We start from the raw sequence: 24,051 nt of genomic DNA on the forward strand, positions 1-24,051 counted from the left end.
CACGCCGGTCTCTACGAGGATGAGGGCCGGGTTCCTGGTGCGGAACCCGGCCCTCGGTGTTGCCCGGGGGTGTCTCAGATCACCGGCTCCGACGCGCTCGCGCCGCCGCTCTGGGAAGTGCTGGCGGAGCTGACCGGGGCGGAGGAGACCGAGCTGCTCGCCGTCGCCGGGCTGCCGCTCGGCGAGCTGGACGGGCTTGACGACGGACTCGACGAGGGCGACGACGAGCTGCCCGTCCCCGAGCTGCTCGATGCCGACGGGCTCGACGACGGCGAGGGCCGGGAGGACGGGCTCGACGACGTGGACCGCGACGGGGACGGCGAGGCGCCCCCGGTCGACCCCGTCGAACCGCTCGTCCCCTCCGTGGCCGAAGCCGACTCCGACGGAGTCGGATCGTCCGAGGTCCCCATCGTCCCGTCCGGTCCCGGATCCGTCGGCCGGCTGGTCGCCGTGCCCGTGTCGCCGGTGCCGGTGTCGGCGCCCGGGGTGTCGGTGTCGGAGCCGCCGTCGTCGAGGCCGGTGCTGGCGGACGGGTTGACGCCGCCGCGGTCGGCGGGGTCGCCCGCGTCGTTGTTGGAGGTCGCGCCGAGCGTGACGACCGTGCCGAGGACGGCGACGAGGAGCGCGCCCGCCCCGGCCGCGACGAGGTTGCGCTTGGCGAGGCCCTTGAGGCCGCCCCGGCGCTGGTGGTGCGGGGCCGGGGAGGGCGGCGGGGTCACCGGGCGGTGGACGAGGGTCTCGGCCTCCGGCGGGTAGGTCGGCAGCGCCGCCTGGATGCCGCGCGGCGGGGAGGCGGACTCCTCGTGGCGGGCGTCGGGCACCTCCTCGCCCACGGTCGCGGCGGCGAAGCCGGGGATGTCCCCGGAGGCGTCGGCGACGAGGGCGAGGGCGCGGCGGCCGGCGACGGTGCCGCGCTTGTCGGTGAGGGCGCCGCGCAGCCCGAGGGAGGCCTCGAGTTCGGAGCGGGCCCGGTCGAGGTCCCCGGCGCACAGGGCGAGGACGCCGAGTTCGTGGTGGAAGTAGGCGCGGTCGGCGGACTCCCCGGCGAGCCGGGCGGCCTCGGCGCCCTCGTGCAGGGCGCTCTCCCAGGCGCTCCAGCGCAGTCCGGCGGCGAACGCGGGCGCCGCGGCGCGGGCGAGCCGGACCGCGGTGGCCTCCTCGTCCTCGGCGGGCGGGGTCGTCGTGGGCACCACGAGGGCGAGGGCGGTGAGGACGGCGTCCGCCTCGGCGCAGACCCGTTCGGGGGTGACCGAGGGGTGGCCGGCCCACCAGGCGTAGTGCTGGGCGGCGGCCCCTGCGCGGGCCTCGGTGTCGTCGTCGTATCCGGCGGCCTCCAGCTGGGTCTGGACGCCGGCGGCGAGCCGGTAGCGGACGCCGACCGGGGAGACGAGCCCGCAGGCGACGAGTTCGCCGAGGGCGGCGTCGGCGTGGGTGTCGCCGACGAGGGCGGGCAGATGGGCCTGGTGCGGGACCTCGCCGCCGAGGGCGACGGCGAAGCGCAGGGCGGCGCGGGCGGAGGGGCTGAGGCGGGCGGCGAGCAGCGGGGCGGGCGCGGCGGCCTCGCCGAGGGAGGGCAGGGGTATCTCCTCGGCGTCACCGGCCCCGGCGTCGACGGGCGCGGCGAGCGGGCGGGCGTCCTCGAACACGCCGAACGCGTCCACGGCGTCGACGTCGGCGCGGAGCTGGTCGCGCTGCCGGAGGAGGGCGCCGGCCTGGACGAAGCGCAGCGGCAGGCCCTCGGACTCGAACCAGAGGTCGCCGGCCCAGTTGGCCTCCTCCTCGGTGAGGGTGCGGCCCACGGCGCGCTCGATGACGTCCACGCCGCCGGCCCGGTCGAGGCCGCTGAGGACGACGTCCTCGACGGCGGAGTCGGCGGAGGGCAGCGGGGTGTCGGGGGTGGCGCCGAGCAGGAAGGCGCACTCGGGGGTGGCGTCGAGGAGTTCGTCGAGGAGCGCGCCGCCGAAGCCGAGGTCGTCGACGACCACGACGGCGCCGATCTCCCGGACGAGGGTGCGCAGTTCCTCGGGGTCGGGGCGGTGGAGGTCGGCGTCGTGGACGGTGTGGAAGAGGTCGTGGAGCAGTTCGGCCGGGGTGCGGCCGTAGCCGGAGAGGCGGACGACGCCGTCGGGGGCGAGGTCCTCGCAGTCCTCGGCGACCAGGTCGAGGAGGCTGGTGCGGCCGGAGCCGGAGGGTCCGGTGAGGCGGACGGAGCGGCCGCGGGCGAGCAGGCGGACCAGCTGTTCGCGTTCGTCCTGGCGGCCGAGCAGGGGCTGTTCGGGCCGGGCGGGGCCGGCCGGGGCGGGCGGCCGGGCGGCGCGCTCGTCGTACTCGGCGCGCTCCTCGGCGCTGCGCTTGGCGGGGCGGCCGGGCCGCTCGGTGGGCGGGCAGAGTTCTATCTCGCTGCCGTCCACGGGGTTGACGGTGAGCAGATGCTCGCCGGCGACCACCCGGACCGTGCGGGCGGGCCCGGGAGTGTGCGCGCCGAAGTCGGGCGTGAGGGGGTCCCTGGACGGGCGGGGGCGCGGCGCGCGGCCGTCGCCCTCGTGACCGTACTCCTCGGGCCCCTGGTTCGTCGGGTCCATGGGTTCAAGCCCCCCAAGAGCGTCGTGTGGCGGTAGCCCCATCCGGCCTCGCTGCACACTGCGCTGTCGCTTCTGGTCCGGTGCCCGCTCGGTAGAGGGCCGAGGGCGGCGGGCAGACGAACCGTAAACCTTCGCACAGTATCTACGACAGTCCGGGGTGCCGCGCGGTCCGAGACGTCACAGTCCGGTGAGGATTGGTGCCCGCCGTACGTTTCGCCGCAGGTGGACCCCCTGCCGCGGTCCGGTCGCGGCGCCTTCTCGGTCAGACCCGGGGCAGGGACTCCACGCCGATGCCGCCCTCGATGGCTAGGATCCGGTGCAGCCGGGTGGCCACCAGCAGGCGCTGCATCTGCGGGGGTACGCCGCGCAGCACCAGGCGTCGGCCGCAGCGGCCGGCCCGTCGGTGGACGCCCATGATGACGCCGAGCCCGGTGGCGTCCCAGGAGTCCAGTTCGGACAGGTCGAGCACCAGGTCGCCGACGCCGTCGTCCACGGCCGTGTGCAGGGCCGTGCGGGCGTCCGCCGCGCTGCGCACGTCGAGGCGGCCCCCGACGACCAGCTCGACGTGGTCGCCCCTGATGTGCATAGCGCTCCCCTAAGCGTGCGTCTCGTGCTCCGCGGTGTGATGTCCGGTGTTGCATGCTCTGACTGCGCGAAGCGGTCGGAGGTTGCCGTCTGTGAGCGAACCGATACCGAATTCACCCGCAAGGGTGAGACCCCTGGGGCCTGTGCGGTTTCGGCGCTTGGAGTAAGCCCTGCCCGCTCTCGCGTCGGATGTCACCGGCGTCAACCATCCGGCGCATTCGCCGTATGGCTCACGTATGACTCTCGGCCGGAGATTAGCGCTCGTGGAGCGCTGTGCGACCGGTTAGTAACGCGTCTCACGTCTCACGGCGTGAGACGCCGGTCACGTCGTCAATTCCTGTCCGATTCAAGCCTATTCGCACCGTTTGGATCTTCGTGGAGCGGACGTGACCGAGCGAACGCGGCGGATCGTCGGGGACGGTCTAGATTGGCCGCATGGTCAATCTGACGCGCATCTACACCAGGACCGGGGACCAGGGCACGACCGCCCTCGGCGACATGAGCCGGGTCGCCAAGACCGACCTGCGGATCGCGGCCTACGCCGACGCCAACGAGGCGAACGCGGCCATCGGCACCGCGATCGCGCTGGGCGGCCTGGCCGAGGAGGTCGTCGCGGTCCTCACCCGGGTCCAGAACGACCTGTTCGACGTGGGCGCGGACCTGTCGACGCCGGTGGTGGAGAACCCGCAGTTCCCGCCGCTGCGGGTCGAGCAGTTCTACGTCGACCGGCTGGAGGCGGACTGCGACCGCTTCAACGAGCGGCTGGAGAAGCTCCGCTCCTTCATCCTCCCCGGCGGCACCCCGGGCGCCGCCCTGCTCCACCAGGCCTGCACGGTCGTACGCCGCGCCGAACGCTCGACGTGGGCCGCCCTGGAGACCCACGCCGAGACGATGAACCCCCTCACCGCGACCTACCTCAACCGCCTCTCGGATCTCCTCTTCATCCTCGCGCGCACGGCCAACCAGGGCGTCGGGGACGTGCTCTGGGTGCCGGGCGGGGAGCGCTGACGCCCGTCACGGACGGCGGTAGATCTCCCTGCGGTGCCCCACCTCGACCACGAGGACGACGAGTTTGCCGTCATCGACGACGTAGGCGATCCGGCAGGCGCCGACGCGCAGGCGGTAGAGGTCGTCGTGCCCCGACAGCTTCTTCACATCGGCGTCGGCACGATGAGGGTCGTCGCCCAGGCGGCTGAGCGCGTGCAGGATGCGCAACGCGGTCGTCTGATCGAGCGCCCGTAGCTGACGGCGGGCGGCGGCGGTGAACTCGAGGGCGTACTTCACGCGACGCCCGCCGCGGAGCCGTCCGACGGCGGGCCGAAGATGTCCGCGAGCACGTCCGCGAGGGCGGCGCGCGGCTCGCCGTTCTCCTCCTGGAGGGTCTGAAGGGCCTTGCGCGCGAGCAGCTCGTCGGCCGCCTCCTCCAGCGCGTTGTACTCCTCTATGGGCACGATGGCCGCCACCGGAGCGCCGCCCCGGGTGATGACGGTCGGCTCGCCCTCCTCCGCCCGGTCGAGCAGTCGCGCGAGATTGGCCCGGGCTTCACGTACGGATGCGGACTCGTCCATACCCTGAGTGTACCCACTACCGTGTACACACGAGGCGCCGGCCGTACATCGAAAGATGCAGTCGAGGACCGTTCCCGGGCAGCAGGCGGGCGCCGCGCGGGCCGTGTTGGATGGAGGGCATGGCCGTACGACGTCCGCCCCGCCCCCATCGCTTCGACGGGTACCTCGCGGTCGGCGGGCTGCTCGGCGGGCTGCTGCTGATGGCCCTCGGCCTGAGCACCCGGCCGGCCACCGAGCCGAACGCGCTCCTCGACGGCGCCCGGCCGGTCCTGGTGCCGCTCGTGGTGATGTCGGGCTGCGAGCTGCTGCGCAGGACCGCGCCACGTGCCGCCCTGCTGACCGGCACGGCCGCGCTGGCCCTGGACACGGTCACCCAGGGCAGTCTGGCCACGATCCTGATGTTCACCGACCTGGTGTACGCCGCCGTCGTGTACGGACCGCCCGCCTCGGCCCGCCGGATCCCCTGGATCACCGGGCTGCTCACGGTGGCCGGCACGGTGGTGCCGTTCGCGGTGTGGCGGCGGCCCGAGGCACTGCTGATCGGTGTGGTGATCGGCGCGGTGGCGTTCGGTCCCGCCGCCACCGGCTGGATCGTGCGCGACCACCGCGACGCCGCCGACGCGGCCCGGCTGCGCGCCGAACAGACCGCGCTGCTGGCCGAGATAGACCGCTCCCAGGCGGTCCTCGCCGAACGGGCGCGGATGGCAAGGGAGTTGCACGACATGGTCGCCAACCATCTGTCGGCGATCGCCATCCACTCCACGGCCGCGCTGTCGATCGACGACCCGGAGACCTCCCGGCAGGCGCTGGCCGTCATCCGGGAGAACAGCGTCGATGGGCTCACGGAGATGCGGCGGCTGATCGGCATCCTGCGCGACGGCGGCGGGGAGCGGGAGCCCTCCGTGACGCCGACCCTCGACGGCCTCGCCGCGCTGGTCGAGGGCGCCCGCGCCAATGGCCTCGACGTCACCCTGGACGCCGGTCCCGGCCGGGTCCCGGCACCCGTGGAGCTCGCCGCCTACCGGATCGTCCAGGAGTCGCTGACCAATGCCCTCAAGCACGCCTGCCCGGGCCCGGTGACCGTGTCCCTCGGCCGCCGGGACGGGCTGCTCGACGTGCGGGTGAGCAGCCCGTACGGCCACCGGGACGGCGGCCCGCGCGCCCCCGGCTCCGGGGCGGGTCTGGTGGGGATGCGGGAGCGGGCGGGGCTGCTCGGCGGCACGTTCGAGGCCGGGCCCGAGGGCGCCCTGTGGACCGTACGCGCCGCACTCCCCCTCACCGAAGGAGACCCGCAGTGACATCCGCCGTCACACCGCCCGTGATCCGTGTGCTCGTCGCCGAGGACCAGTCCGCCGTGCGTGCCGGGCTGGTCCTCATCCTGCGCAGTGCGCCCGACATCGAGGTGGTCGGGGAGGCGGCGGACGGGGAGCGGGCGGTGGCGCTGGCGCGGGAGCTGCGGCCGGACGTGGTGCTGATGGATGTGCAGATGCCGCGGCTGGACGGGGTGGCGGCGACCCGTCAGGTGGTCGCGGAGGGGCTGGCGGACGTCCTGGTGCTGACCACCTTCGATCTGGACGCCTATGTGTTCGGTGCGTTGCGGGCGGGCGCGGCCGGGTTTCTGCTGAAGCACACCGAGGCGCGGGATCTGCTGACGGCGGTCCGTACGGTGGCCGGCGGCGAAGGGCTGATCGCGCCGGCCGTGACCCGGCGGCTGATCGCGGAGTTCGCGGCCCGGCCGGTGCGGGAGCCGGCCGCCGACCCTGGCGTACTGGAGGCGCTCACCCGGCGGGAGCGCGAGGTGCTGGGCTGTCTCGGGGAGGGGCTGTCCAACGCGCAGATCGCCGGGCGGCTGGACATGGCGGAGGCGACGGTCAAGACGCACGTGAGCCGACTGCTGGGGAAGCTCGGGCTGCGCAGCCGGGTCCAAGCGGCCGTGCTGGCACAGGAGTTGGGGATCTAGCAGCAGTATCCGGCAACCGTATACGAGAGTGGTCCAGACCTATTGACCCGTGGTCCAGACCTTTCTATTCTCGCGGCACCGTGGGCGTGAAGGCTCAGTCACGCCCCCCAACTCCCCCTAGGAGGCGCAGAATGCGCTTCGGACACAGAGCCGCGGCAGGGTTCGCGACCCTGTTGCTGCCGTTGGCCGGGCTGGTCGGTCTCGCGAGCCCCGCCCAAGCCGCCGCCACGGCGACCGCCACCTACGCCAAGACCCAGGACTGGGGCACCGGCTTCGAGGGCAAGTGGACGGTGAAGAACACCGGCACCACCTCCCTCAGCTCCTGGACCGTGGAGTGGGACTTCCCCTCCGGTACGTCCGTCACCTCCGCCTGGGACGCCGACGTCACCTCCTCCGGCACCCACTGGACCGCCAAGAACAAGTCCTACAACGGCACCCTCGCCCCCGGCGCCTCGGTCTCCTTCGGCTTCAACGGCGCGGGCTCCGGCTCCCCGTCCAACTGCAAGCTGAACAACGACAGTTGTGACGGTACGACGGTCCCCGGCGACGCGGCCCCCTCGGCGCCCGGCACCCCCACCGCCTCGGGCATCACGGACACCTCGGCCAAGCTGACCTGGTCCGCCGCCACCGACGACAAGGGCGTCAAGAACTACGACGTGCTGCGCGACGGCGCCAAGGTCGCCACGGTGACGACGACCTCGTACACCGACACGGGTCTCACCGCCGGCACCGACTACTCCTACACCGTCCAGGCCCGTGACACCGCCGACCAGACCGGACCGGTCAGCGGCGCGGTCGCCGTGCACACCACGGGCGGCACCACTCCCCCGACCACCGGCTCCAAGGTCAAGCTCGGCTACTTCACCGAGTGGGGCATCTACGGCCGCAACTACAACGTCAAGAACCTGGTGACCTCCGGCTCCGCCGCGAAGATCACACACATCAACTACGCCTTCGGCAACGTCACCAACGGACAGTGCGCGATCGGTGACTCCTACGCCGACTACGACAAGGCCTTCACCGCCGACCAGTCCGTCAGCGGCGTCGCCGACACCTGGGACCAGCCGCTGCGCGGCAACTTCAACCAGCTGAGGCAGCTGAAGGCGAAGTACCCGAACATCAAGGTGCTGTGGTCCTTCGGCGGCTGGACCTGGTCCGGCGGCTTCGCCCAGGCGGCGGCCAACCCCACGGCCTTCGCCCAGTCCTGCTACAACCTGGTCGAGGACCCGCGCTGGGCCGATGTCTTCGACGGCATCGACATCGACTGGGAGTACCCGAACGCCTGCGGTCTGTCCTGCGACAGCAGCGGGGCGGCGGCCTTCAAGAACCTGATGTCCGCGCTGCGCGCCAAGTTCGGCGCGAACTACCTGGTCACCGCGGCCACCACGGCCGACGGCTCCTCCGGCGGCAAGATCGACGCCGCCGACTACGCGGGCGCGGCGAACTACGTCGACTGGTACAACGTGATGACGTACGACTTCTTCGGCGCCTGGGCCGCCCAGGGCCCGACCGCCCCGCACTCCCCGCTCACCTCGTACAGCGGCATCCCGACGGCCGGGTTCACCACCGCCGACGCGATGGCCAAGTTCAAGGCGAAGGGCGTCCCCGCGAGCAAGCTGCTCATCGGCATCGGCTTCTACGGCCGCGGCTGGACCGGTGTCACCCAGGACGCCCCGGGCGGCACCGCCACGGGCGCCGCGGCGGGCACCTACGAGCAGGGCATCGAGGACTACAAGGTCCTCAAGACGTCCTGTCCGGCCACCGGCACCGTCGCCGGCACGGCCTACGCGCACTGCGGCAGCAACTGGTGGTCCTACGACACCCCGGCCACCATCGCCGGGAAGATGACCTGGGCCAAGAACCAGGGGCTCGGCGGCGCGTTCTTCTGGGAGTTCAGCGGAGACACCGGCAACGGGGAGCTGGTGAGCGCCATCAGCAACAACCTGTAAGGGCGACTACCCGTAAGAGCGACTAGGCGACGTTGACGCGCTGACCGGGCGGGGCTGCTTCCAGCCACGCGAGAAAACCGGTCAGCGCGTCTTCGCTCATCGCGAGTTCCAGGCGGACGCCCTGGTGGGAGCAGGCGAGGATCACCGCGTCGGACAGCAGGGCCAGCTCCTCCTCGCCCTCGGGGAGCCGGCGGCCGGCCACCTCGATCGAGGCGCGCTCCAGGACACGGCGGGGACGGTAGGCGTACGAGAAGACGCGGTACCACTCGATGCGGTCGCCGTTGTAGCGGGCGACGCCGTAGCTCCAGCCCTTGCCGCTGGTGTCCGGTTTCTCGGGGACGTCCCAGCGCAGGGAACAGTCGAAGGTGCCACCGGAGCGCTGGATGAGTCTGCGGCGCAGACCGAAGACGAACAGCCCCAGCACCACCAGGGCCACGACGATTCCGCACACAGTCAGAGCGAGGACCATCGACACCGACCTCCTCGTCTCCTAGGTACCGAAAATAGGTAACGGAACGGAAAAAACATCCATATCTGCCTCAGCCGCGGTCGGCTCCGGATTGCTCCGGTGCCGACCGCGGCTGAGTGACGTCATACAGCTCCGCGCCGGGTTGTCAGCGCGAGGCCGCCGCACGCAGTCGTACGTCCGCACGGCGTTCGGCGATGGCGTCGCCCTCCGCCTTCGCGCGCTCGAGCTCGCGCTCCTCGCGCTGGACGTCGATCTCGTCCGACAGCTCGGCGGTCTCGGCCAGCAGCGACAGCTTGTTGTCCGCGAACGAGATGAAACCGCCGTGCACCGCGGCGACGACCGTCCCACCCTCACTCGTACGGATGGTCACCGGGCCCGACTCCAGCACACCGAGCAGCGGCTGGTGACCGGGCATGACGCCGATGTCGCCGGACGTGGTGCGCGCGACGACCAGGGTGGCCTCGCCGGACCAGACCTCTCGGTCGGCCGCGACCAGCGCGACGTGCAGCTCAGCAGCCAAGGTGGCTCCTCGGGTCACCACCCGGCGGATCTGCCGGGTGTTGGTTACTAAGTCTAGTGGGCGTGAGTGAGGGGGCGGGACGCGCCCGCCCCCTCACACGTTCTCGGGCAGTCCGAGATCAGGAGACGCCCAGCTCCTTGGCGTTGGCCTTGAGGTCCTCGATGCCACCGCAGAGGAAGAACGCCTGCTCCGGGAAGTGGTCGTACTCACCGTCGATGATCGCGTTGAACGCGGTGATCGACTCGTCCAGCGGCACGTCCGACCCGTCGACGCCGGTGAACTGCTTGGCGACGTGGGTGTTCTGGGACAGGAAGCGCTCCACACGACGGGCGCGGTGGACGGTGAGCTTGTCCTCCTCGCCGAGCTCGTCGATACCGAGGATCGCGATGATGTCCTGGAGGTCCTTGTACTTCTGCAGGACCGTCTTGACGCGCATGGCGGTGTTGTAGTGGTCCGCCGCGATGTAGCGCGGGTCCAGGATGCGGGACGTGGAGTCCAGCGGGTCCACGGCCGGGTAGATGCCCTTCTCCGAGATCGGACGGGAGAGCACCGTCGTCGCGTCGAGGTGGGCGAAGGTGGTGGCCGGGGCCGGGTCGGTCAGGTCGTCCGCGGGGACGTAGATCGCCTGCATCGAGGTGATCGAGTGACCACGGGTCGAGGTGATGCGCTCCTGGAGGAGACCCATCTCGTCGGCCAGGTTCGGCTGGTAGCCCACCGCGGAGGGCATACGGCCGAGCAGGGTCGACACCTCGGAACCGGCCTGCGTGAAGCGGAAGATGTTGTCGATGAAGAACAGCACGTCCTGCTTCTGCACATCGCGGAAGTACTCCGCCATGGTCAGACCCGCGAGGGCCACGCGCAGACGGGTGCCCGGGGGCTCGTCCATCTGGCCGAATACCAGCGCGGTCTTGTCGATGACGCCCGAGTCGGCCATCTCCTCGATGAGGTCGTTGCCCTCACGGGTGCGCTCACCGACACCGGCGAACACGGAGACACCGTCGTGGTTGTTGGCGACGCGGTAGATCATCTCCTGGATGAGCACCGTCTTGCCGACGCCGGCACCACCGAACAGACCGATCTTTCCACCCTTGACGTACGGGGTGAGAAGGTCGATGACCTTGACGCCGGTCTCGAACATCTCGGTCTTCGACTCGAGCTCGTCGAAGTTCGGGGCCTTGCGGTGGATGGACCAGCGCTCGCCCTCGTACTTCTCGTCGACGTTCAGCACCTCACCGAGGGTGTTGAACACCTTACCCTTGGTGAAGTCGCCGACCGGAACGGTGATGCCCGTGCCGGTGTCGGTGACCGGGGCCTGGCGGACCAGACCGTCGGTGGGCTGCATCGAGATCGTGCGGACCAGGCCGTCACCCAGGTGCTGGGCGACCTCGAGGGTCAGCGTCTTCTTCTCGCCCTCGTTCGCCGGGTCGGCGACCTCGACGTGAAGGGCGTTGTAGATCTCCGGCATGGCGTCGACGGGGAATTCCACGTCGACGACCGGGCCGATGACCCGGGCGACGCGGCCCGTGGCAACGGCCGTCTCAACTGTCGTCGTCATTACCTGTCACTCCCCGCGGTCGCGTCGGCCAGGGCTGCGGAGCCACCGACGATCTCGCTGATTTCCTGGGTGATTTCGGCCTGGCGGGCCGCGTTGGCAAGGCGGGAGAGCGTCTCGATGAGCTCTCCTGCGTTGTCGGTCGCCGACTTCATCGCGCGCCGCGTGGCGGCGTGCTTCGAGGCTGCCGACTGGAGGAGAGCGTTGTAGACGCGGCTCTCCACGTAGCGCGGCAGAAGGGCGTCGAGGACGTCCTCCGCCGAGGGCTCGAAGTCGTAGAGCGGAAGGATCTCGCCCGCCGGCTTCGCCTCCTTGGCCCCCGCGGCGGCAGCCGTTGATGTCACGGCTTCGAGGCTGAGCGGCAGCAGGCGGTCGTCGAGCGCCGTCTGCGTCATCATCGACACGAACTCGGTGAAGACGATGTGGATCTCGTCCACGCCGCCGTCCGCCGTGTCCTTCTCGATGGCCTCGATCAGGGGGGCCGCGACCGTCTTGGCGTCCGCGTACGTCGGCTCGTCCGTGAAGCCCGACCACGACTCCGCGACCTTGCGCTCACGGAAGTTGTAGTGCGCGAGACCACGCCGGCCGACGATGTACGTGTCGACCTGCTTGCCCTCGGCCTCGAGGCGCGCCGTCAGCTGCTCCGCGGCCTTGATGGCGTTGGAGTTGAAGGCGCCGGCGAGACCGCGGTCGCTCGTCAGGAGCAGCACCGCGGACCGCACGACCGTCTCGGCCTGCGTGGTGAGCGGGTGCTTCGTGTTCGAGCCGGTGCCCACCGCCGTGACCGCGCGGGTGAGCTCGGTCGCGTACGGCGTGGAGGCCGCCACCTTGCGCTGCGCCTTGACGACGCGCGAGGCGGCGATCATCTCCATCGCCTTGGTGATCTTCTTGGTCGCGGTGACGGATCGGATGCGACGCTTGTAGACCCGGAGCTGAGCTCCCATGAGTCAGGTCCCTTCCTTACGTCACTTGGCCGCGGCCGGGGCGTCCTCGCCGAGAAGCTTGCCGTCCGAGGTCTCGAACTGCTTCTTGAAGTCGGCGATGGCGTCGGCAACAGCGGTGAGGGTGTCGTCCGACATCTTGCCGCCCTCCTTGATGGAGGTCATGAGGCCCTGCTCCGAGCGGTGCAGGTACTCCAGGAGCTCCTTCTCGAAGCGGCGGACGTCGGCGACCGGGACGTCGTCCATCTTGCCGGTGGTACCGGCCCACACGGAGACGACCTGGTCCTCGGTCGGCATCGGCTGGTACTGAGCCTGCTTGAGCAGCTCGACCAGGCGCTGACCGCGCTCCAGCTGGGCCTTCGACGCGGCGTCCAGGTCGGAACCGAAGGCGGCGAACGCCTCCAGCTCACGGTACTGGGCGAGGTCGAGGCGGAGGCGGCCGGAGACCTGCTTCATCGCCTTGTGCTGCGCGGAACCACCGACTCGGGAGACGGAGATACCGACGTTCAGCGCGGGGCGCTGACCGGCGTTGAACAGGTCCGACTCCAGGAAGCACTGGCCGTCGGTGATGGAGATGACGTTGGTCGGGATGAACGCCGAGACGTCGTTGGCCTTGGTCTCGACGATCGGCAGACCGGTCATCGAGCCCTTGCCCAGCTCGTCGGAGAGCTTCGCGCAGCGCTCCAGCAGACGGGAGTGCAGGTAGAAGACGTCGCCCGGGTAGGCCTCGCGGCCCGGCGGGCGGCGCAGCAGCAGCGACACGGCGCGGTAGGCGTCGGCCTGCTTCGACAGGTCGTCGAAGATGATCAGGACGTGCTTGCCCTCGTACATCCACTGCTGGCCGATGGCCGAGCCGGTGTACGGCGCCAGGTACTTGAAGCCGGCCGGGTCGGACGCCGGGGCGGCGACGATGGTCGTGTACTCCAGCGCGCCGGCCTCCTGGAGGGCGCCACGCACGGAGGCGATGGTCGAGCCCTTCTGGCCGATGGCGACGTAGACGCAGCGGACCTGCTTGTTCACGTCACCGGAGCGCCAGTTGTCGCGCTGGTTGATGATCGTGTCGACGGCCAGGGCGGTCTTGCCGGTCTGGCGGTCACCGATGATCAGCTGACGCTGGCCACGGCCGATCGGGGTCATCGCGTCGACGGCCTTGTAGCCGGTCTCCATCGGCTCGTGCACCGACTTACGGGCCATGACGCCCGGAGCCTGAAGCTCCAGGGCGCGGCGGCCGGACGTCTCGATCTCGCCGAGGCCGTCGATCGGGTTGCCGAGCGGGTCGACGACGCGGCCGAGGTAGCCCTCGCCCACCGCGACGGAGAGGACCTCGCCGGTACGGGTGACCGGCTGCCCCTCCTCGATGCCGCTGAACTCACCGAGGACGACGGCACCGATCTCACGCTCTTCGAGGTTGAGCGCGAGGCCGAGGGTGCCGTCCTCGAACTTCAGCAGTTCGTTGGCCATGGCCGAGGGAAGACCCTCGATCTTCGCGATGCCGTCGCCGGCAAGGGTGACCGTACCGACCTCCTCGCGCGAGGCCGCGTCCGGCTTGTACGACTGGACGAAGTTCTCCAGCGCGTCCCGGATCTCCTCCGGCCGGATCGTGAGCTCCGCCATCTGGGTTCCCTGCTCTCCTTGTTGGGCCCGAAGTTTCACTTTGGGGGGATGTCTCAACGACGGACTCCCCCCTGAAAGAGGTGAATCCTCTGCACGGCCCAACCAGGGCCGCTTGCGTACGTACTGCGTATATGGGTTGCTGCTAGCTCGCCATGCGGCGGGCGGCGTCCTCGATGCGGTCCGCGAGGGAGCCGTTGATCACCTCGTCGCCGACCTGCACCCGGATCCCGCCGACGACCTCGGGGTCCACGTCGAGGTTGAGGTGCATCTGGCGCCCGTAGAGCTTCGCGAGGGCGGCGCCGAGGCGTCGCTTCTGCGCGTCGCTCAGCGGCACGGCCGACGTGACGACGGCCACGACGCGATCGCGGCGCTCGGCGGCGAGCTTGGACAGGGACTCGAGTCCCGCTTCCAGGCTACGTCCCCGCGGAGCGGTCACAAGGCGCGTCACCAGTCGAACGGTGGCCGCGTCGGCACGGCTGCCGAGCAGGCTGCGCAGCAGCTCGCCCTTGGCCGAGGCGGTGGCCTTCCGGTCGGTCAGTGCGGCGCGCAGCTCGGTGTTGGAGGAGACGATCCGCCCGAAGCGGAACAGCTCGTCCTCGACGTCGTCGAGCGCGCCGGCCTTCTGCGCGGCGGTGAGGTCGGCGATGTTCGCCAGCTCCTCCAGGGCGTCCACCAGGTCGCGCGACTGCGACCAGCGGGAACGCACCAGGCCGGAGACCAGGTCGGCGGTGGTGCCGCTGACCTGGGAGCCGAGCAGGCGCTGGGCCAGCTCGGCCTTGGCCTCTGCGGCCTGCGCCGGGTCGGTGAGGACCCGACGCAGCGACACCTCGCGGTCGAGCAGCGCGGTGACCGCCGCCAGCTCGCCCGCGAGCTGCGCGGCGTCCACGGAGGTGGAGTCCGTCAGCGCGTCGAGGCGCTCACGTGCGGCTGCCAGGGCCTCGCGGCTCGCTCCGTTCATCGCGACGCCTCGGCCTTCGTCGCCTTGTCATCGAGTTCGTCGAGAAAACGGTCGATGACACGGCTCTGGCGGGCGTGGTCCTCGAGGGACTCGCCGACGAGCTTGCCGGCCAGTTCGGTGGCGAGCTTGCCGACGTCCTGACGCAGCGCGGACGCGGCGGCCTTGCGGTCGGCCTCGATCTGGGCGTGACCGGCGGCGACGATCTCCTCGCGCTGCCGCTGGCCTTCCGCGCGCATCTCCGCGATGAGCGTGGCGCCCTGCTCCTGAGCCTCCTGGCGCAGGCGCGCGGCCTCGTGGCGGGCCTCGGCGAGCTGAGCCTTGTACTGCTCGAGCACGCTCTGGGCCTCGGTCTGAGCGGCCTCGGCCTTCTCGATACCGCCCTCGATCTGCTCGCGACGCTCTTCCAGAACCTTGTTGATGTTCGGGAGGAGCTTCTTGGCGAGGAAGCCGAAGACGATGACGAAGGCGATCAGGCCGATCACGAGCTCCGGAATCGGCGGGATGAGCGGGTTTTCCGCTTCCTCAGCCGCCAGCTGAACCAGGGGGCTCATATCAGTGCCTTTCGTCGAAAGGGGCGGTCCGACGGATCAGGAGGTCGGGTAGACGAACGGCATGACCAGACCGATGAGGGCGAGCGCCTCACAGAAGGCGAAGCCGAGGATCTGGTTGGCGCGGATCAGACCGGCAGCCTCGGGCTGACGGGCGAGAGCCTGGGTGCCGTTACCGAAGATGATGCCGACGCCGACGCCCGGGCCGATCGCCGCGAGGCCGTAGCCGATCGAGCCGAGGTTGCCCTTGATCTCGACGCCGGCTGCAAGGGTCTGGAGAGCGGACATGCCGGTTCTTCCTTCTCTTTCAAGGACCGGTGGGGGTTGGCCACCGGATGTCTATGGGGGGTCGGGCTGGCTCAGTGGTGCTCGGCGAGCGCGCCCTGGATGAAGGTGCAGGTCAGCAGGACGAAGACGTACGCCTGCACGGCCTGGATGAACAGCTCGAAGGCCGTCATCACGATGACCATCACGAACGAGACGCCGGAGTAGGCGATGCCGATGCCGTTGAGCATGTACCAGCTGGCGATCGTGAAGAGCAGCAGCAGCGTGTGGCCGGCGAACATGTTCGCGAAGAGCCGGACGGCGTGGGTGAACGGCCGCACGACGAGGTTCGAGAGCAGTTCGAGGAACATGACCATCGGCAGGACCGCGCCGAGGGACTTGTCGTAACCGCTGAAGTTCTTCCAGGCGCCGACGAAGCCGTGGCGCTTGAAGGTCAGCGAGACCCACAGGATGTAGACGATGCCGGCGAGGGCCGCGGGGTACGAGATGATCGCGGTGACCGGGAACTGGGCGATCGGGATGATCGACCAGAGGTTCATCATCCAGACGAAGAAGAACAGCGAGACGACCAGCGGGACGTACTTCTCGCCCTCCTTCTTGCCGATCGTCTCGTAGACGACGCCGCGGCGGACGAAGTCGTAGCCGGCCTCGGCGACCATCTGGAGCTTGCCGGGGACGACCTTCGGTCGGGCGAAGGCGGCCCAGAAGAAGCCGACGATGATGATCGAGCCGAGCAGCGCCAGCAGCATCGTCTTGTTGAAGTACGCGTTGCCGTCCGCGTCGCCGAAGAGCGGCTCGAACAGGAACGAGTGCAGGCCCGGAGCCGGGAAGCCACAACCGTCGAACAGGTGGCAGTCGGTCTCGAAAGCGAGCACCTGCGTCGGGTCAGCACTCACCGCGGGCTCCTTCGTCGTGGCGCATAGGTACGGCAACCTCGTTGTGTCGGCGCGGCGTACTGCCGCGTTTCGGCACGGGACTGGTGTTTCGGATGTGGGGGCGGCTGAGGGGCATCTCGCCTCGCGCTTGAGCAGGCGTCAGCTGGGATGCCCGCGCCCGCGATGCCGCAGTTGGCACCGGACGATAGCAGGAGATCTCAGACGTCTTTATCCCGGCCCTACCCCTCACGACGAGTGCCCCGATTTTTCGGGCTTCTCGCTCTTCGAGGAACGCGAGGTGCTCGAGGAGGAGGCCGAATCGGGTTCGACGTAAAGGATCTTGGCCTTCATGTGCGCACGGGTCTGCGCGGCGATCCAGGCGATCGTGGTGACGACGAGCGTGATGGCGAAGGCCCGGGGGTTGAACAGCGTCGTGTTCTTGAACGCGGCCATGAAGACGAACAGCAGCAGGATCTGCGCCGCGTAGAGCATCAGGCCCATCATCTGGAACAGCTGCGGAAGCGATTTGGCGGTGCGCTGCAGGACGTAGAGGCCGATCCCCATGAACGCGATCACGATGACCGTGCCGACGACGGCGCCGATGGCTCCCTTTCCACCCGCGACCACACCGCTGACGACGGCTGCGATCGCGCCGGCGGCAACTGTGGGCACGGCGGCCTGGGCCAGGATCCGGACGTCGTTGGACGGCATGGCGGCAACTCCGCTTTCAATGGGGGCAGGGTGTCGTCATGGACGAGCGTAGTCCCGGTTCGAGGGGCGAAAGACCTCACGCCTACCTCGCGCCAAGGGGCCGTCGCACTACGGCCCTTCGGCTGTGTCCGGGGTTCTCGTGAACCGTATCACAAACTATTTGATGAGGTCTTTACCTGGATGGTGTGCCCGCTGTCACACATGAGAGTGACAGTGCGCGTCTGTGCAGAAACAGCGCCGAGTTGTCTGATATTGGGGAGCTTTGCCCTCGCTCCCTTACCCCACGACTTGGCAATGCTCTAGTCAGATTCTTACCTTGCCGACCGTGAGCGAGAGCCCACGGCGGTCGCTCCGTTGACCCCGGAGACCCCGACCGTCACGGGCGTACGCGGCTGCGGCTCGGCCCCCTCGGCGGCGGCCAGCGCGGCCTCCGCGGCCAGCTCTGCGGACCGGCGGCGGCGGTAGCGCGGCGGCACGAACGCCTCCGCCCAGCGCGGGGCACGCGGTGTGAAGCGCGGCAGCAGGAGCAGCACCAGACCGAGCCCGCTGAGGAACATCACACCGAGGACGATCCACATGGAGGCCGCGTTGACGGAGTAGGCGAGCGCGCCGAACGCGATCAGGCCCGACCAGAAGTACATGATCAGCACCGCCCGGCTGTGCGAGTGGCCGATCTCCAGGAGCCGGTGGTGCAGATGCCCGCGGTCCGCGGCGAACGGCGACTGGCCGCGCCAGGTGCGGCGCACGATGGCCAGGATCAGGTCGGCGGCCGGGATCGCGATGATCGTCAGCGGCATCACCAGCGGAATGTAGACCGGCACCATCTGGTGCACGGTGGAGCGCTCGGAGCCGCCGAAGAGGTTGTCCGGGTCGACGTTGCCCGTGACGGAGATCGCGCCCGCCGCCAGCACCAGGCCGATCAGCATCGAGCCCGAGTCGCCCATGAAGATCCGCGCGGGGTGCATGTTGTGCGGCAGGAAGCCCAGGCACATGCCCATGAGGATGGCCGCGAACAGGGTCGCGGGGGCGGCGGCCTCGATGCCGTACGAGTACCAGATGCGGTACGTGTACATGAAGAACGCGGCGGCGGCGATGCACACCATGCCGGCCGCGAGCCCGTCGAGGCCGTCCACGAAGTTGACCGCGTTGATGGTGATCACGACCAGCGCCACCGTCAGCAGGGTGCCCTGCCACTGGGTCAGCGCGACCGTGCCGACCGTCGGGATCGGCAGCCACAGGATCGTCAGACCCTGCATGACCATCACGCCCGCGGCGATCATCTGGCCGCCCAGCTTCAGCAGCGCGTCGATCTCGAACTTGTCGTCCAGGACGCCGATCAGCCAGATCAGCGCGGCGCCCGAGAGCAGGGCGCGCGGTTCGTTCGACTTCTCGAAGACCTCGTTGAGGTTGGTGAGATGGTCCGCGACCAGCAGCCCCGCGCACAGCCCGAAGAACATGGCGATCCCGCCGAGCCGCGGAGTGGGTTCCCGGTGCACGTCACGGGCCCTGATCTCCGGCATCGCGCCTGCCACGATCGCGAACTTCCGTACCGGCCCGGTCAGCAGATACGTCACCGCGGCCGTGATGCAGAGCGTCAGCAGGTATTCACGCACAGGCTTCCCCACAGGTCTCGCTGGCCATCTCAGCCCCACACCCTAGCGATCGACTCACACACGGCGCATATGTGTGGGGACTTCCGGGTAGCGACGATGGTTGCACGTGGGGCTGTGAGCGTGGGAGCACGGGGGCGTTTCACGCCAGCGCGCGTACCCGGATTCTCCGCCCCCACGCCTGCGGAACCCCCTGTATCAGCCGGGATACGGCGGGAAGGCCATGGCCAGTTCCCGTACCTCCGCACGGGCCCGCTCGGCCTCGACCCGGCCGCGCAGCACGCCCCCCATCAGCGCCCCGACGCCCGCCATCTCCTCCTCCCGCATGCCCTGGGTGGTCACCGCGGCCGTGCCCAGCCTGAGCCCGCGCACATCGGCGTGCGGCAGCGCACAGCAGTCCAGGACGATCCCGGCGGCCGCGAGCAGGCCGCGCGCGGAGCGCCCGTCGACGCCGAGGGGCGCCGGGTCGACCGTGATGAGGTGGGTGTCGGTGCCGCCCGTCGTCACCGCCAGCCCCTCCTGCGCCAGCCGCGCCGCGAGCACCCGCGCATTGGCGATCACCTGATGGGCGTACACCGCGAACGCCTCCGTCGACGCCTCGCCGAACGCGACCGCCTTCGCGGCGATCGTGTGCATCTGCGCTCCGGCCTGGGTGAACGGGAACACCGCCCGGTCCACCCGCTCCGCCAGCTCGCTCCCGCACAGCAGCATCCCGCCGCGCGGTCCCCGCAGCACCTTGTGGGTGGTGGCGCACACGATGTCGGCGTACGGCACCGGAGAGGGCGCCGCTCCCCCGGCGACCAGCCCGATGGGGTGGGCCGCGTCGGCGATGAGATAGGCGCCGGCCTCGTCCGCCACGGCCCGGAAGAAGGCGTAGTCGACATGGCGCGGGTAGGCGATCGAACCGCACACGATCGCCTTGGGCCGATGGCTGCGGGCCAGCGTCCGCACCTGCTCGTGGTCGATCAGCCCGGTCTCCGCGTCCACCCCGTACGGCACGAAGTCGAACCAGCGCCCGGAGAAGTTCGCGGGCGAGCCGTGGGTGAGATGACCGCCGTAGGGCAGCCCGAGGGCGAGGACGGTGTCGCCGGGGCGCAGCAGGGCCGCGTACGCGGCGAGGACGGCGGAGGACCCGGAATGGGACTGCACATTGGCGTGCTCGGCCCCGAACAGCCGCTTGGCCCGCTCCACGGCGAGCCGCTCGGCCACGTCGACGATCTCGCAGCCCCCGTGGTGCCGGGCGCCCGGATACCCCTCGGCGTACTTGTTGGCGAGCGGCGAGCCCAGCGCGGCCAGCACGGCCGGGGAGCAGAAGTTCTCGGCGGCGACCAGCTGCAGCGTCGACGCCTGCCGCGTCGCCTCCCCGAGCAGGACCTCGGCCATCTCGGGGTCCTGCCGCCGCAGGACATCCGCATCGGCCGCGACGGGGGCATGAGTGACCGACATGACGAACTCCGGGACGTCGACGGTGCCGTACGTCCAATGTAGGCCCGCCCTCCGGGCCCCGCCCGCCCCGCTCCGCCTACATCCGCGCGGGAACACCCGTCAGCGCCGTCACCACCGGATCCAGGGCCTGATGTATCTCGTCGCCGATCGAACGGAAGAACGGCAGCGGCGCACCGTACGGGTCGTACACCTCGTCCGCCTCCAGCGTCGGCGCCAGCAGCCAGCCGCGCAGGGCGGCGGCGGCGCGGACCAGGGCGCGGGCGCGGCGGACCACGCCCTCGTCCAGTGGGGGGAGGGTGGCCGGGTCGATCGCGTTCACCAGGCGGGTGAATTCCTTCAGGGTGAAGGTGCGCAGGCCCGCGGAGTGCCCCATGGAGATGACCTGCGCGCGGTGGTCGCGGGTCGCGGTCAGGACGAGGTCGGCCATGATGACGTGCTCGTCGAGCAGTTCACGGCCGACGAAGTCGGTGGGGTCCGCGCCGAAGTCGGCCAGCACGGTCTCCGCGTTGGCCTCCATCGGCGCGCCCTCGTGGCCCCAGGTGCCCGCGCTCTCCACGATCATCCCGCCGCCCAGCACCCCGAGCCGCTGCGACAGGAAATGCCGGGTCAGCCGCTCGGTGATGGGTGAGCGGCAGACATTGCCGGTGCTGACGTGGAGGATGCGGAAGGTGTCGCGCGGAAGTCCGACGAAGGTCGTCGTGATCTCCGCGGCGCGTTCCCCGTTGCCTATGCCACGCCCCGCGTCAGGGGCTGTCAATTCGCCACCTCGAGGTCGGGTACGACCTTCCTCAGCTCGTCGGCCGTGATCGCCCCCTCGCGCAGCAGCAGCGGGATCTCGCGGCTGACGTCGACGATCGAGGACGGGACGTTGCCGGGGGTCGGGCCGCCGTCGAGGTAGACGGAGACGGAGTCGCCGAGCATCTCCTGGGCGTAGTCGCAGTTCTCCGGCGCCGGGTGGCCCGTGAGGTTGGCGGAGGAGACCGCCATGGGGCCGACCTCGGTCAGCAGCTCGATGGCGACCGGGTGCAGCGGCATGCGCACGGCGACCGTGCCCCGGGTGTCGCCCAGGTCCCACTGCAGGGACGGCTGGTGCTTGGCGACGAGCGTCAGCGCGCCCGGCCAGAACGCGTCGACCAGCTCCCAGGCCAGCTCGGAGAAGTCCGTGACCAGGCCGTGCAGGGTGTTCGGGGAGCCGATGAGGACGGGGGTGGGCATGTTGCGGCCCCGGCCCTTGGCCTCCAGCAGATCGCCCACGCCCTCCTTGGAGAACGCGTCGGCGCCGATGCCGTACACCGTGTCGGTCGGAAGGACCACGAGCTCGCCCCGGCGGACGGCGGACGCGGCCTCGCGCAGACCGGTCACGCGGTCGGTCGCGTCGTTGGTGTCGTATCGCCGAGCCATGTCTAGCGGGCCTCCTCGTGCACGTACTGCTGGACAGAAGTCAGATGGGTGTTCACGTGAGCGGTGATCGCGGTGTTCACGGCATCGCCCGGCGGGCGGTCGCGAAGCGGGGGCGGTTGTTGAGGTCCGGGTGGTCGGCCGCGTCGGCCCAGCCCCGCTCCTCGGTGAAGATCCACGGCACCTGGCCGCCCTGGGTGTCGGCGTGCTCGATGACGACGACACCGCCCGGGCGCAGGAGCCGGTGCGCGGTCCGTTCCAGACCGCGGATGAGGTCGAGGCCGTCCTCGCCGGAGAACAGCGCCATGTTCGGGTCGTAGTCCCGCGCCTCGGGAGCGACGTACTCCCACTCGGTCAGCGGGATGTACGGCGGGTTGGAGACGACCAGGTCGACCTGCCCGTCGAGGTCGCGGAAGGCGTCCAGGGCGTTGCCCTGGCGCAGGTCGACGCGGGACCCCTCCATGTTCTTGCGGGTCCACACCAGGGCGTCCTCGGACAGCTCCACCGCGTACACGCTGGAGCGTGGCACCTCCTGGGCGAGGGCGAGCGCGATGGCGCCGGAGCCGGTGCACAGGTCGACGATGCACGGCTCCACGACGTCCATGGCCCGTACGGCGTCTATGGCCCACCCGACGACCGACTCGGTCTCGGGACGCGGCACGAAGACCCCGGGGCCGACCTGGAGCTCCAGATAGCGGAAGTAGGCGCGCCCGGTGATGTGCTGCAGCGGCTCGCGCTGCTCACGCCGGGCGATGACCTCCCAGTAGCGGGCGTCGAAGTCGGAGTCCTTCACGGAGTGCAGTCCGCCGCGCTTCACACCGTGCACGAACGCGGCGAGCTCCTCCGCGTCGTTGCGCGGCGAGGGCACGCCGGCGTCGGCCAGCCGCTGGGTGGCCTGGGCCACCTCCGAGAGCAGCAGGTTCACGCAAGTCCTCCGTGGTGGTACTCGTACGTGCCGTTGTTACGCGGCGGCGAGCTTGGCGGCCGAGTCCGCGTCGACGCAGGCCTGGATCACCGCGTCGAGGTCGCCGTCCAGGACCTGGTCCAGGTTGTACGACTTGAAGCCGACGCGGTGGTCCGAGATGCGGTTCTCCGGGAAGTTGTACGTGCGGATCTTCTCGGAGCGGTCGACGGTGCGGACCTGGCTGCGGCGGGCGTCGGCGGCCTCCCGCTCCGCCTCCTCCTGCGCCGCGGCGAGGAGCCTGGAGCGCAGGATACGCATCGCCTGCTCCTTGTTCTGCAACTGGCTCTTCTCGTTCTGGCAGGAGGCGACGACTCCGGTGGGAATGTGCGTGATGCGCACCGCGGAGTCGGTGGTGTTGACGGACTGGCCACCCGGTCCGGACGACCGGTACACGTCGATGCGGAGATCGTTCGGGTTGATCTCGACGTCGACCTCCTCCGCCTCGGGGGTGACGAGGACACCGGCCGCCGAGGTGTGGATCCGGCCCTGCGACTCGGTCGCCGGCACGCGCTGCACCCGGTGCACGCCGCCCTCGTACTTCAGCCGCGCCCAGACGCCCTGGCCGGGCTCGGTGGCGCCCTGGCCGCCCTTGGTCTTCACGGCGACCTGGACGTCCTTGTAGCCGCCCAGCTCGGACTCGGTGGCGTCGATGATCTCGGTCTTCCAGCCGACGCGCTCGGCGTACCGCAGGTACATGCGCAGCAGATCGCCCGCGAACAGCGCGGACTCGTCGCCGCCGGCGCCGGCCTTGATCTCCAGGATGACGTCCTTGTCGTCGGACGGGTCCCGGGGCACGAGCAGCAGCCGCAGCTTCTCGGTCAGTTCCTCGCGCTGCTTGTCCAGCACCTTGGCCTCGGCGGCAAAGTCGGGGTCGTCGGCGGCGAACTCGCGCGCGGTCTCGATGTCGTCGCCGGTCTGCTTCCAGGAGCGGTACGTGGCGACGATCGGGGTGAGCTCGGCGTAGCGCTTGTTCAGCTTGCGCGCGTTGGCCTGGTCGGCGAAGACCGACGGGTCGGCGAGCTTCTTCTCCAGGTCGGCGTGCTCACCGACCAACTCCTCGACTGCCTCGAACATGGTGGGCTCCTGAAATGCTGTGGCGTGGATGAAGGCGAACGACCAAAAACGCCGGTCCCGGCGCACCCCGGGCGGGGGCACGGCCGTGGACCGGCGAAAAAGGGCTCGCTACTTCTTGGAGCCGGCGGCAGCCTTGCCGAAGCGGGCCTCGAAGCGGGCCACACGGCCACCGGTGTCGAGGATCTTCTGCTTGCCCGTGTAGAACGGGTGGCACTCGGAGCAGACGTCGGCGCGGATGGCACCGCTGCTGATCGTGCTGCGGGTGGTGAACGACGCGCCACAGGTGCAGCTGACCTGCGTCTCGACGTACTCGGGGTGGATCTCGCGCTTCAAGGTGTCTCCTAGTTTCGGGAGGGCGCCGGGTCGCTGCCGCGGGATACGGAAACGTGAACCGGAGCCGACGTACCAGTCTGCCAGGACTGGTGCCATCCCCCAAAACCGG

General features: G+C 70.3%; 25 protein-coding genes. 4 read left to right on the forward strand and 21 right to left on the reverse strand.

Annotated elements, in window-relative coordinates:
• Positions 1–74: 74 nt before the first annotated feature.
• On the reverse strand, positions 75–2,582 hold the full coding sequence (locus ABZ464_RS07690; RefSeq protein WP_359272408.1) for an ATP-binding protein: 2,508 nt from the start codon (positions 2,580–2,582) through the stop codon (positions 75–77).
• Between the two features lie 262 nt (positions 2,583–2,844).
• Positions 2,845–3,168, reverse strand: a complete 324-nt coding sequence (locus ABZ464_RS07695; protein WP_020131168.1) for an STAS domain-containing protein — start codon at positions 3,166–3,168, stop codon at positions 2,845–2,847.
• A gap of 434 nt (positions 3,169–3,602) precedes the next feature.
• Here ABZ464_RS07695 and ABZ464_RS07700 point away from each other — a divergent pair, with 434 nt between their 5' ends.
• Positions 3,603–4,175 (forward strand): cob(I)yrinic acid a,c-diamide adenosyltransferase, encoded by a 573-nt coding sequence (locus tag ABZ464_RS07700; RefSeq protein ID WP_359272411.1) that lies wholly within the window; start codon positions 3,603–3,605, stop codon positions 4,173–4,175.
• Positions 4,176–4,181: 6 nt separating this feature from the next.
• Here ABZ464_RS07700 and ABZ464_RS07705 read toward each other — a convergent pair whose 3' ends face one another.
• The gene (locus tag ABZ464_RS07705) at positions 4,182–4,451 is read right to left on the reverse strand and encodes a type II toxin-antitoxin system RelE/ParE family toxin (RefSeq protein ID WP_359272414.1); all 270 of its coding nucleotides are present in this window, start codon (positions 4,449–4,451) and stop codon (positions 4,182–4,184) included.
• Positions 4,448–4,735, reverse strand: a complete 288-nt coding sequence (locus tag ABZ464_RS07710; protein WP_359272417.1) for a type II toxin-antitoxin system Phd/YefM family antitoxin — start codon at positions 4,733–4,735, stop codon at positions 4,448–4,450. The genes ABZ464_RS07705 and ABZ464_RS07710 overlap by 4 nt, the downstream gene beginning before the upstream one ends.
• 119 nt (positions 4,736–4,854) lie before the next feature.
• On the opposite strand from ABZ464_RS07710, the gene ABZ464_RS07715 reads away from it, so the two are divergent.
• The 3 genes from ABZ464_RS07715 to ABZ464_RS07725 all read left to right on the forward strand — a co-directional run bounded on the left by ABZ464_RS07715 (position 4,855) and on the right by ABZ464_RS07725 (position 8,644).
• On the forward strand, positions 4,855–6,033 hold the full coding sequence (locus tag ABZ464_RS07715; RefSeq protein WP_359272419.1) for a histidine kinase: 1,179 nt from the start codon (positions 4,855–4,857) through the stop codon (positions 6,031–6,033).
• Between the two features lie 20 nt (positions 6,034–6,053).
• Positions 6,054–6,695 (forward strand): response regulator transcription factor, encoded by a 642-nt coding sequence (locus ABZ464_RS07720; protein ID WP_359272988.1) that lies wholly within the window; start codon positions 6,054–6,056, stop codon positions 6,693–6,695.
• Between the two features lie 131 nt (positions 6,696–6,826).
• The gene (locus tag ABZ464_RS07725) at positions 6,827–8,644 is read left to right on the forward strand and encodes a glycoside hydrolase family 18 chitinase (RefSeq protein WP_359272422.1); all 1,818 of its coding nucleotides are present in this window, start codon (positions 6,827–6,829) and stop codon (positions 8,642–8,644) included.
• A gap of 22 nt (positions 8,645–8,666) precedes the next feature.
• Here the strand turns inward: ABZ464_RS07725 and ABZ464_RS07730 are convergent, their stop codons facing one another.
• The 17 genes from ABZ464_RS07730 to rpmE all read right to left on the reverse strand — a co-directional run bounded on the left by ABZ464_RS07730 (position 8,667) and on the right by rpmE (position 23,942).
• Positions 8,667–9,113: a DUF2550 domain-containing protein gene (locus ABZ464_RS07730; protein WP_067259265.1), complete on the reverse strand. Its 447-nt coding sequence runs from the start codon at positions 9,111–9,113 to the stop codon at positions 8,667–8,669.
• Between the two features lie 145 nt (positions 9,114–9,258).
• Positions 9,259–9,633 carry a F0F1 ATP synthase subunit epsilon gene (locus ABZ464_RS07735; RefSeq protein WP_067259266.1) on the reverse strand — a complete coding sequence of 125 codons (375 nt, stop codon included), beginning with the start codon at positions 9,631–9,633 and terminating at the stop codon, positions 9,259–9,261.
• 118 nt (positions 9,634–9,751) lie between these two features.
• A complete protein-coding gene (gene atpD, locus ABZ464_RS07740) occupies positions 9,752–11,188 on the reverse strand; it encodes a F0F1 ATP synthase subunit beta (protein WP_359272425.1) in 1,437 nt (478 codons plus the stop codon).
• Positions 11,188–12,129: a F0F1 ATP synthase subunit gamma gene (locus ABZ464_RS07745; protein WP_359272428.1), complete on the reverse strand. Its 942-nt coding sequence runs from the start codon at positions 12,127–12,129 to the stop codon at positions 11,188–11,190. Before ABZ464_RS07745 ends, atpD begins: the two co-directional genes overlap by 1 nt.
• 21 nt (positions 12,130–12,150) lie before the next feature.
• Positions 12,151–13,740 (reverse strand): F0F1 ATP synthase subunit alpha, encoded by a 1,590-nt coding sequence (gene atpA, locus ABZ464_RS07750; RefSeq protein WP_359272431.1) that lies wholly within the window; start codon positions 13,738–13,740, stop codon positions 12,151–12,153.
• Between the two features lie 142 nt (positions 13,741–13,882).
• Positions 13,883–14,698: a F0F1 ATP synthase subunit delta gene (locus ABZ464_RS07755; protein WP_359272434.1), complete on the reverse strand. Its 816-nt coding sequence runs from the start codon at positions 14,696–14,698 to the stop codon at positions 13,883–13,885.
• Positions 14,695–15,249, reverse strand: coding sequence for a F0F1 ATP synthase subunit B (locus ABZ464_RS07760; protein ID WP_359272437.1), 555 nt, complete (start codon positions 15,247–15,249; stop codon positions 14,695–14,697). Before ABZ464_RS07760 ends, ABZ464_RS07755 begins: the two co-directional genes overlap by 4 nt.
• A 36-nt stretch (positions 15,250–15,285) precedes the next feature.
• Positions 15,286–15,534, reverse strand: coding sequence for an ATP synthase subunit C (locus ABZ464_RS07765; RefSeq protein ID WP_030008695.1), 249 nt, complete (start codon positions 15,532–15,534; stop codon positions 15,286–15,288).
• Positions 15,535–15,605: 71 nt separating this feature from the next.
• Entirely contained in the window at positions 15,606–16,427 is an 822-nt protein-coding gene (atpB, locus tag ABZ464_RS07770) for a F0F1 ATP synthase subunit A (RefSeq protein ID WP_359272439.1), read from the reverse strand.
• A 225-nt stretch (positions 16,428–16,652) separates the two neighbouring features.
• A complete protein-coding gene (locus ABZ464_RS07775) occupies positions 16,653–17,117 on the reverse strand; it encodes a hypothetical protein (RefSeq protein ID WP_359272442.1) in 465 nt (154 codons plus the stop codon).
• A 311-nt stretch (positions 17,118–17,428) separates the two neighbouring features.
• Positions 17,429–18,730 carry an MraY family glycosyltransferase gene (locus tag ABZ464_RS07780; protein WP_359272445.1) on the reverse strand — a complete coding sequence of 434 codons (1,302 nt, stop codon included), beginning with the start codon at positions 18,728–18,730 and terminating at the stop codon, positions 17,429–17,431.
• Between the two features lie 195 nt (positions 18,731–18,925).
• Entirely contained in the window at positions 18,926–20,173 is a 1,248-nt protein-coding gene (gene glyA / locus ABZ464_RS07785) for a serine hydroxymethyltransferase (protein ID WP_359272448.1), read from the reverse strand.
• Between the two features lie 76 nt (positions 20,174–20,249).
• On the reverse strand, positions 20,250–20,930 hold the full coding sequence (locus tag ABZ464_RS07790; protein ID WP_359272451.1) for a protein-tyrosine-phosphatase: 681 nt from the start codon (positions 20,928–20,930) through the stop codon (positions 20,250–20,252).
• Positions 20,927–21,574 carry an L-threonylcarbamoyladenylate synthase gene (locus ABZ464_RS07795; RefSeq protein WP_359272454.1) on the reverse strand — a complete coding sequence of 216 codons (648 nt, stop codon included), beginning with the start codon at positions 21,572–21,574 and terminating at the stop codon, positions 20,927–20,929. The genes ABZ464_RS07790 and ABZ464_RS07795 overlap by 4 nt, the downstream gene beginning before the upstream one ends.
• A 76-nt stretch (positions 21,575–21,650) precedes the next feature.
• Positions 21,651–22,496, reverse strand: a complete 846-nt coding sequence (gene prmC / locus ABZ464_RS07800) for a peptide chain release factor N(5)-glutamine methyltransferase (protein ID WP_359272457.1) — start codon at positions 22,494–22,496, stop codon at positions 21,651–21,653.
• Between the two features lie 36 nt (positions 22,497–22,532).
• Entirely contained in the window at positions 22,533–23,609 is a 1,077-nt protein-coding gene (gene prfA / locus ABZ464_RS07805) for a peptide chain release factor 1 (protein WP_359272460.1), read from the reverse strand.
• Positions 23,610–23,717: 108 nt separating this feature from the next.
• Entirely contained in the window at positions 23,718–23,942 is a 225-nt protein-coding gene (rpmE, locus tag ABZ464_RS07810; RefSeq protein ID WP_359272463.1) for a 50S ribosomal protein L31, read from the reverse strand.
• Positions 23,943–24,051 lie beyond the last annotated feature (109 nt).

Origin of the sequence: Streptomyces sp. NPDC005820 (assembly GCF_040630255.1) — a bacterium.
Taxonomy (GTDB): Bacteria; Actinomycetota; Actinomycetes; order Streptomycetales; family Streptomycetaceae; genus Streptomyces.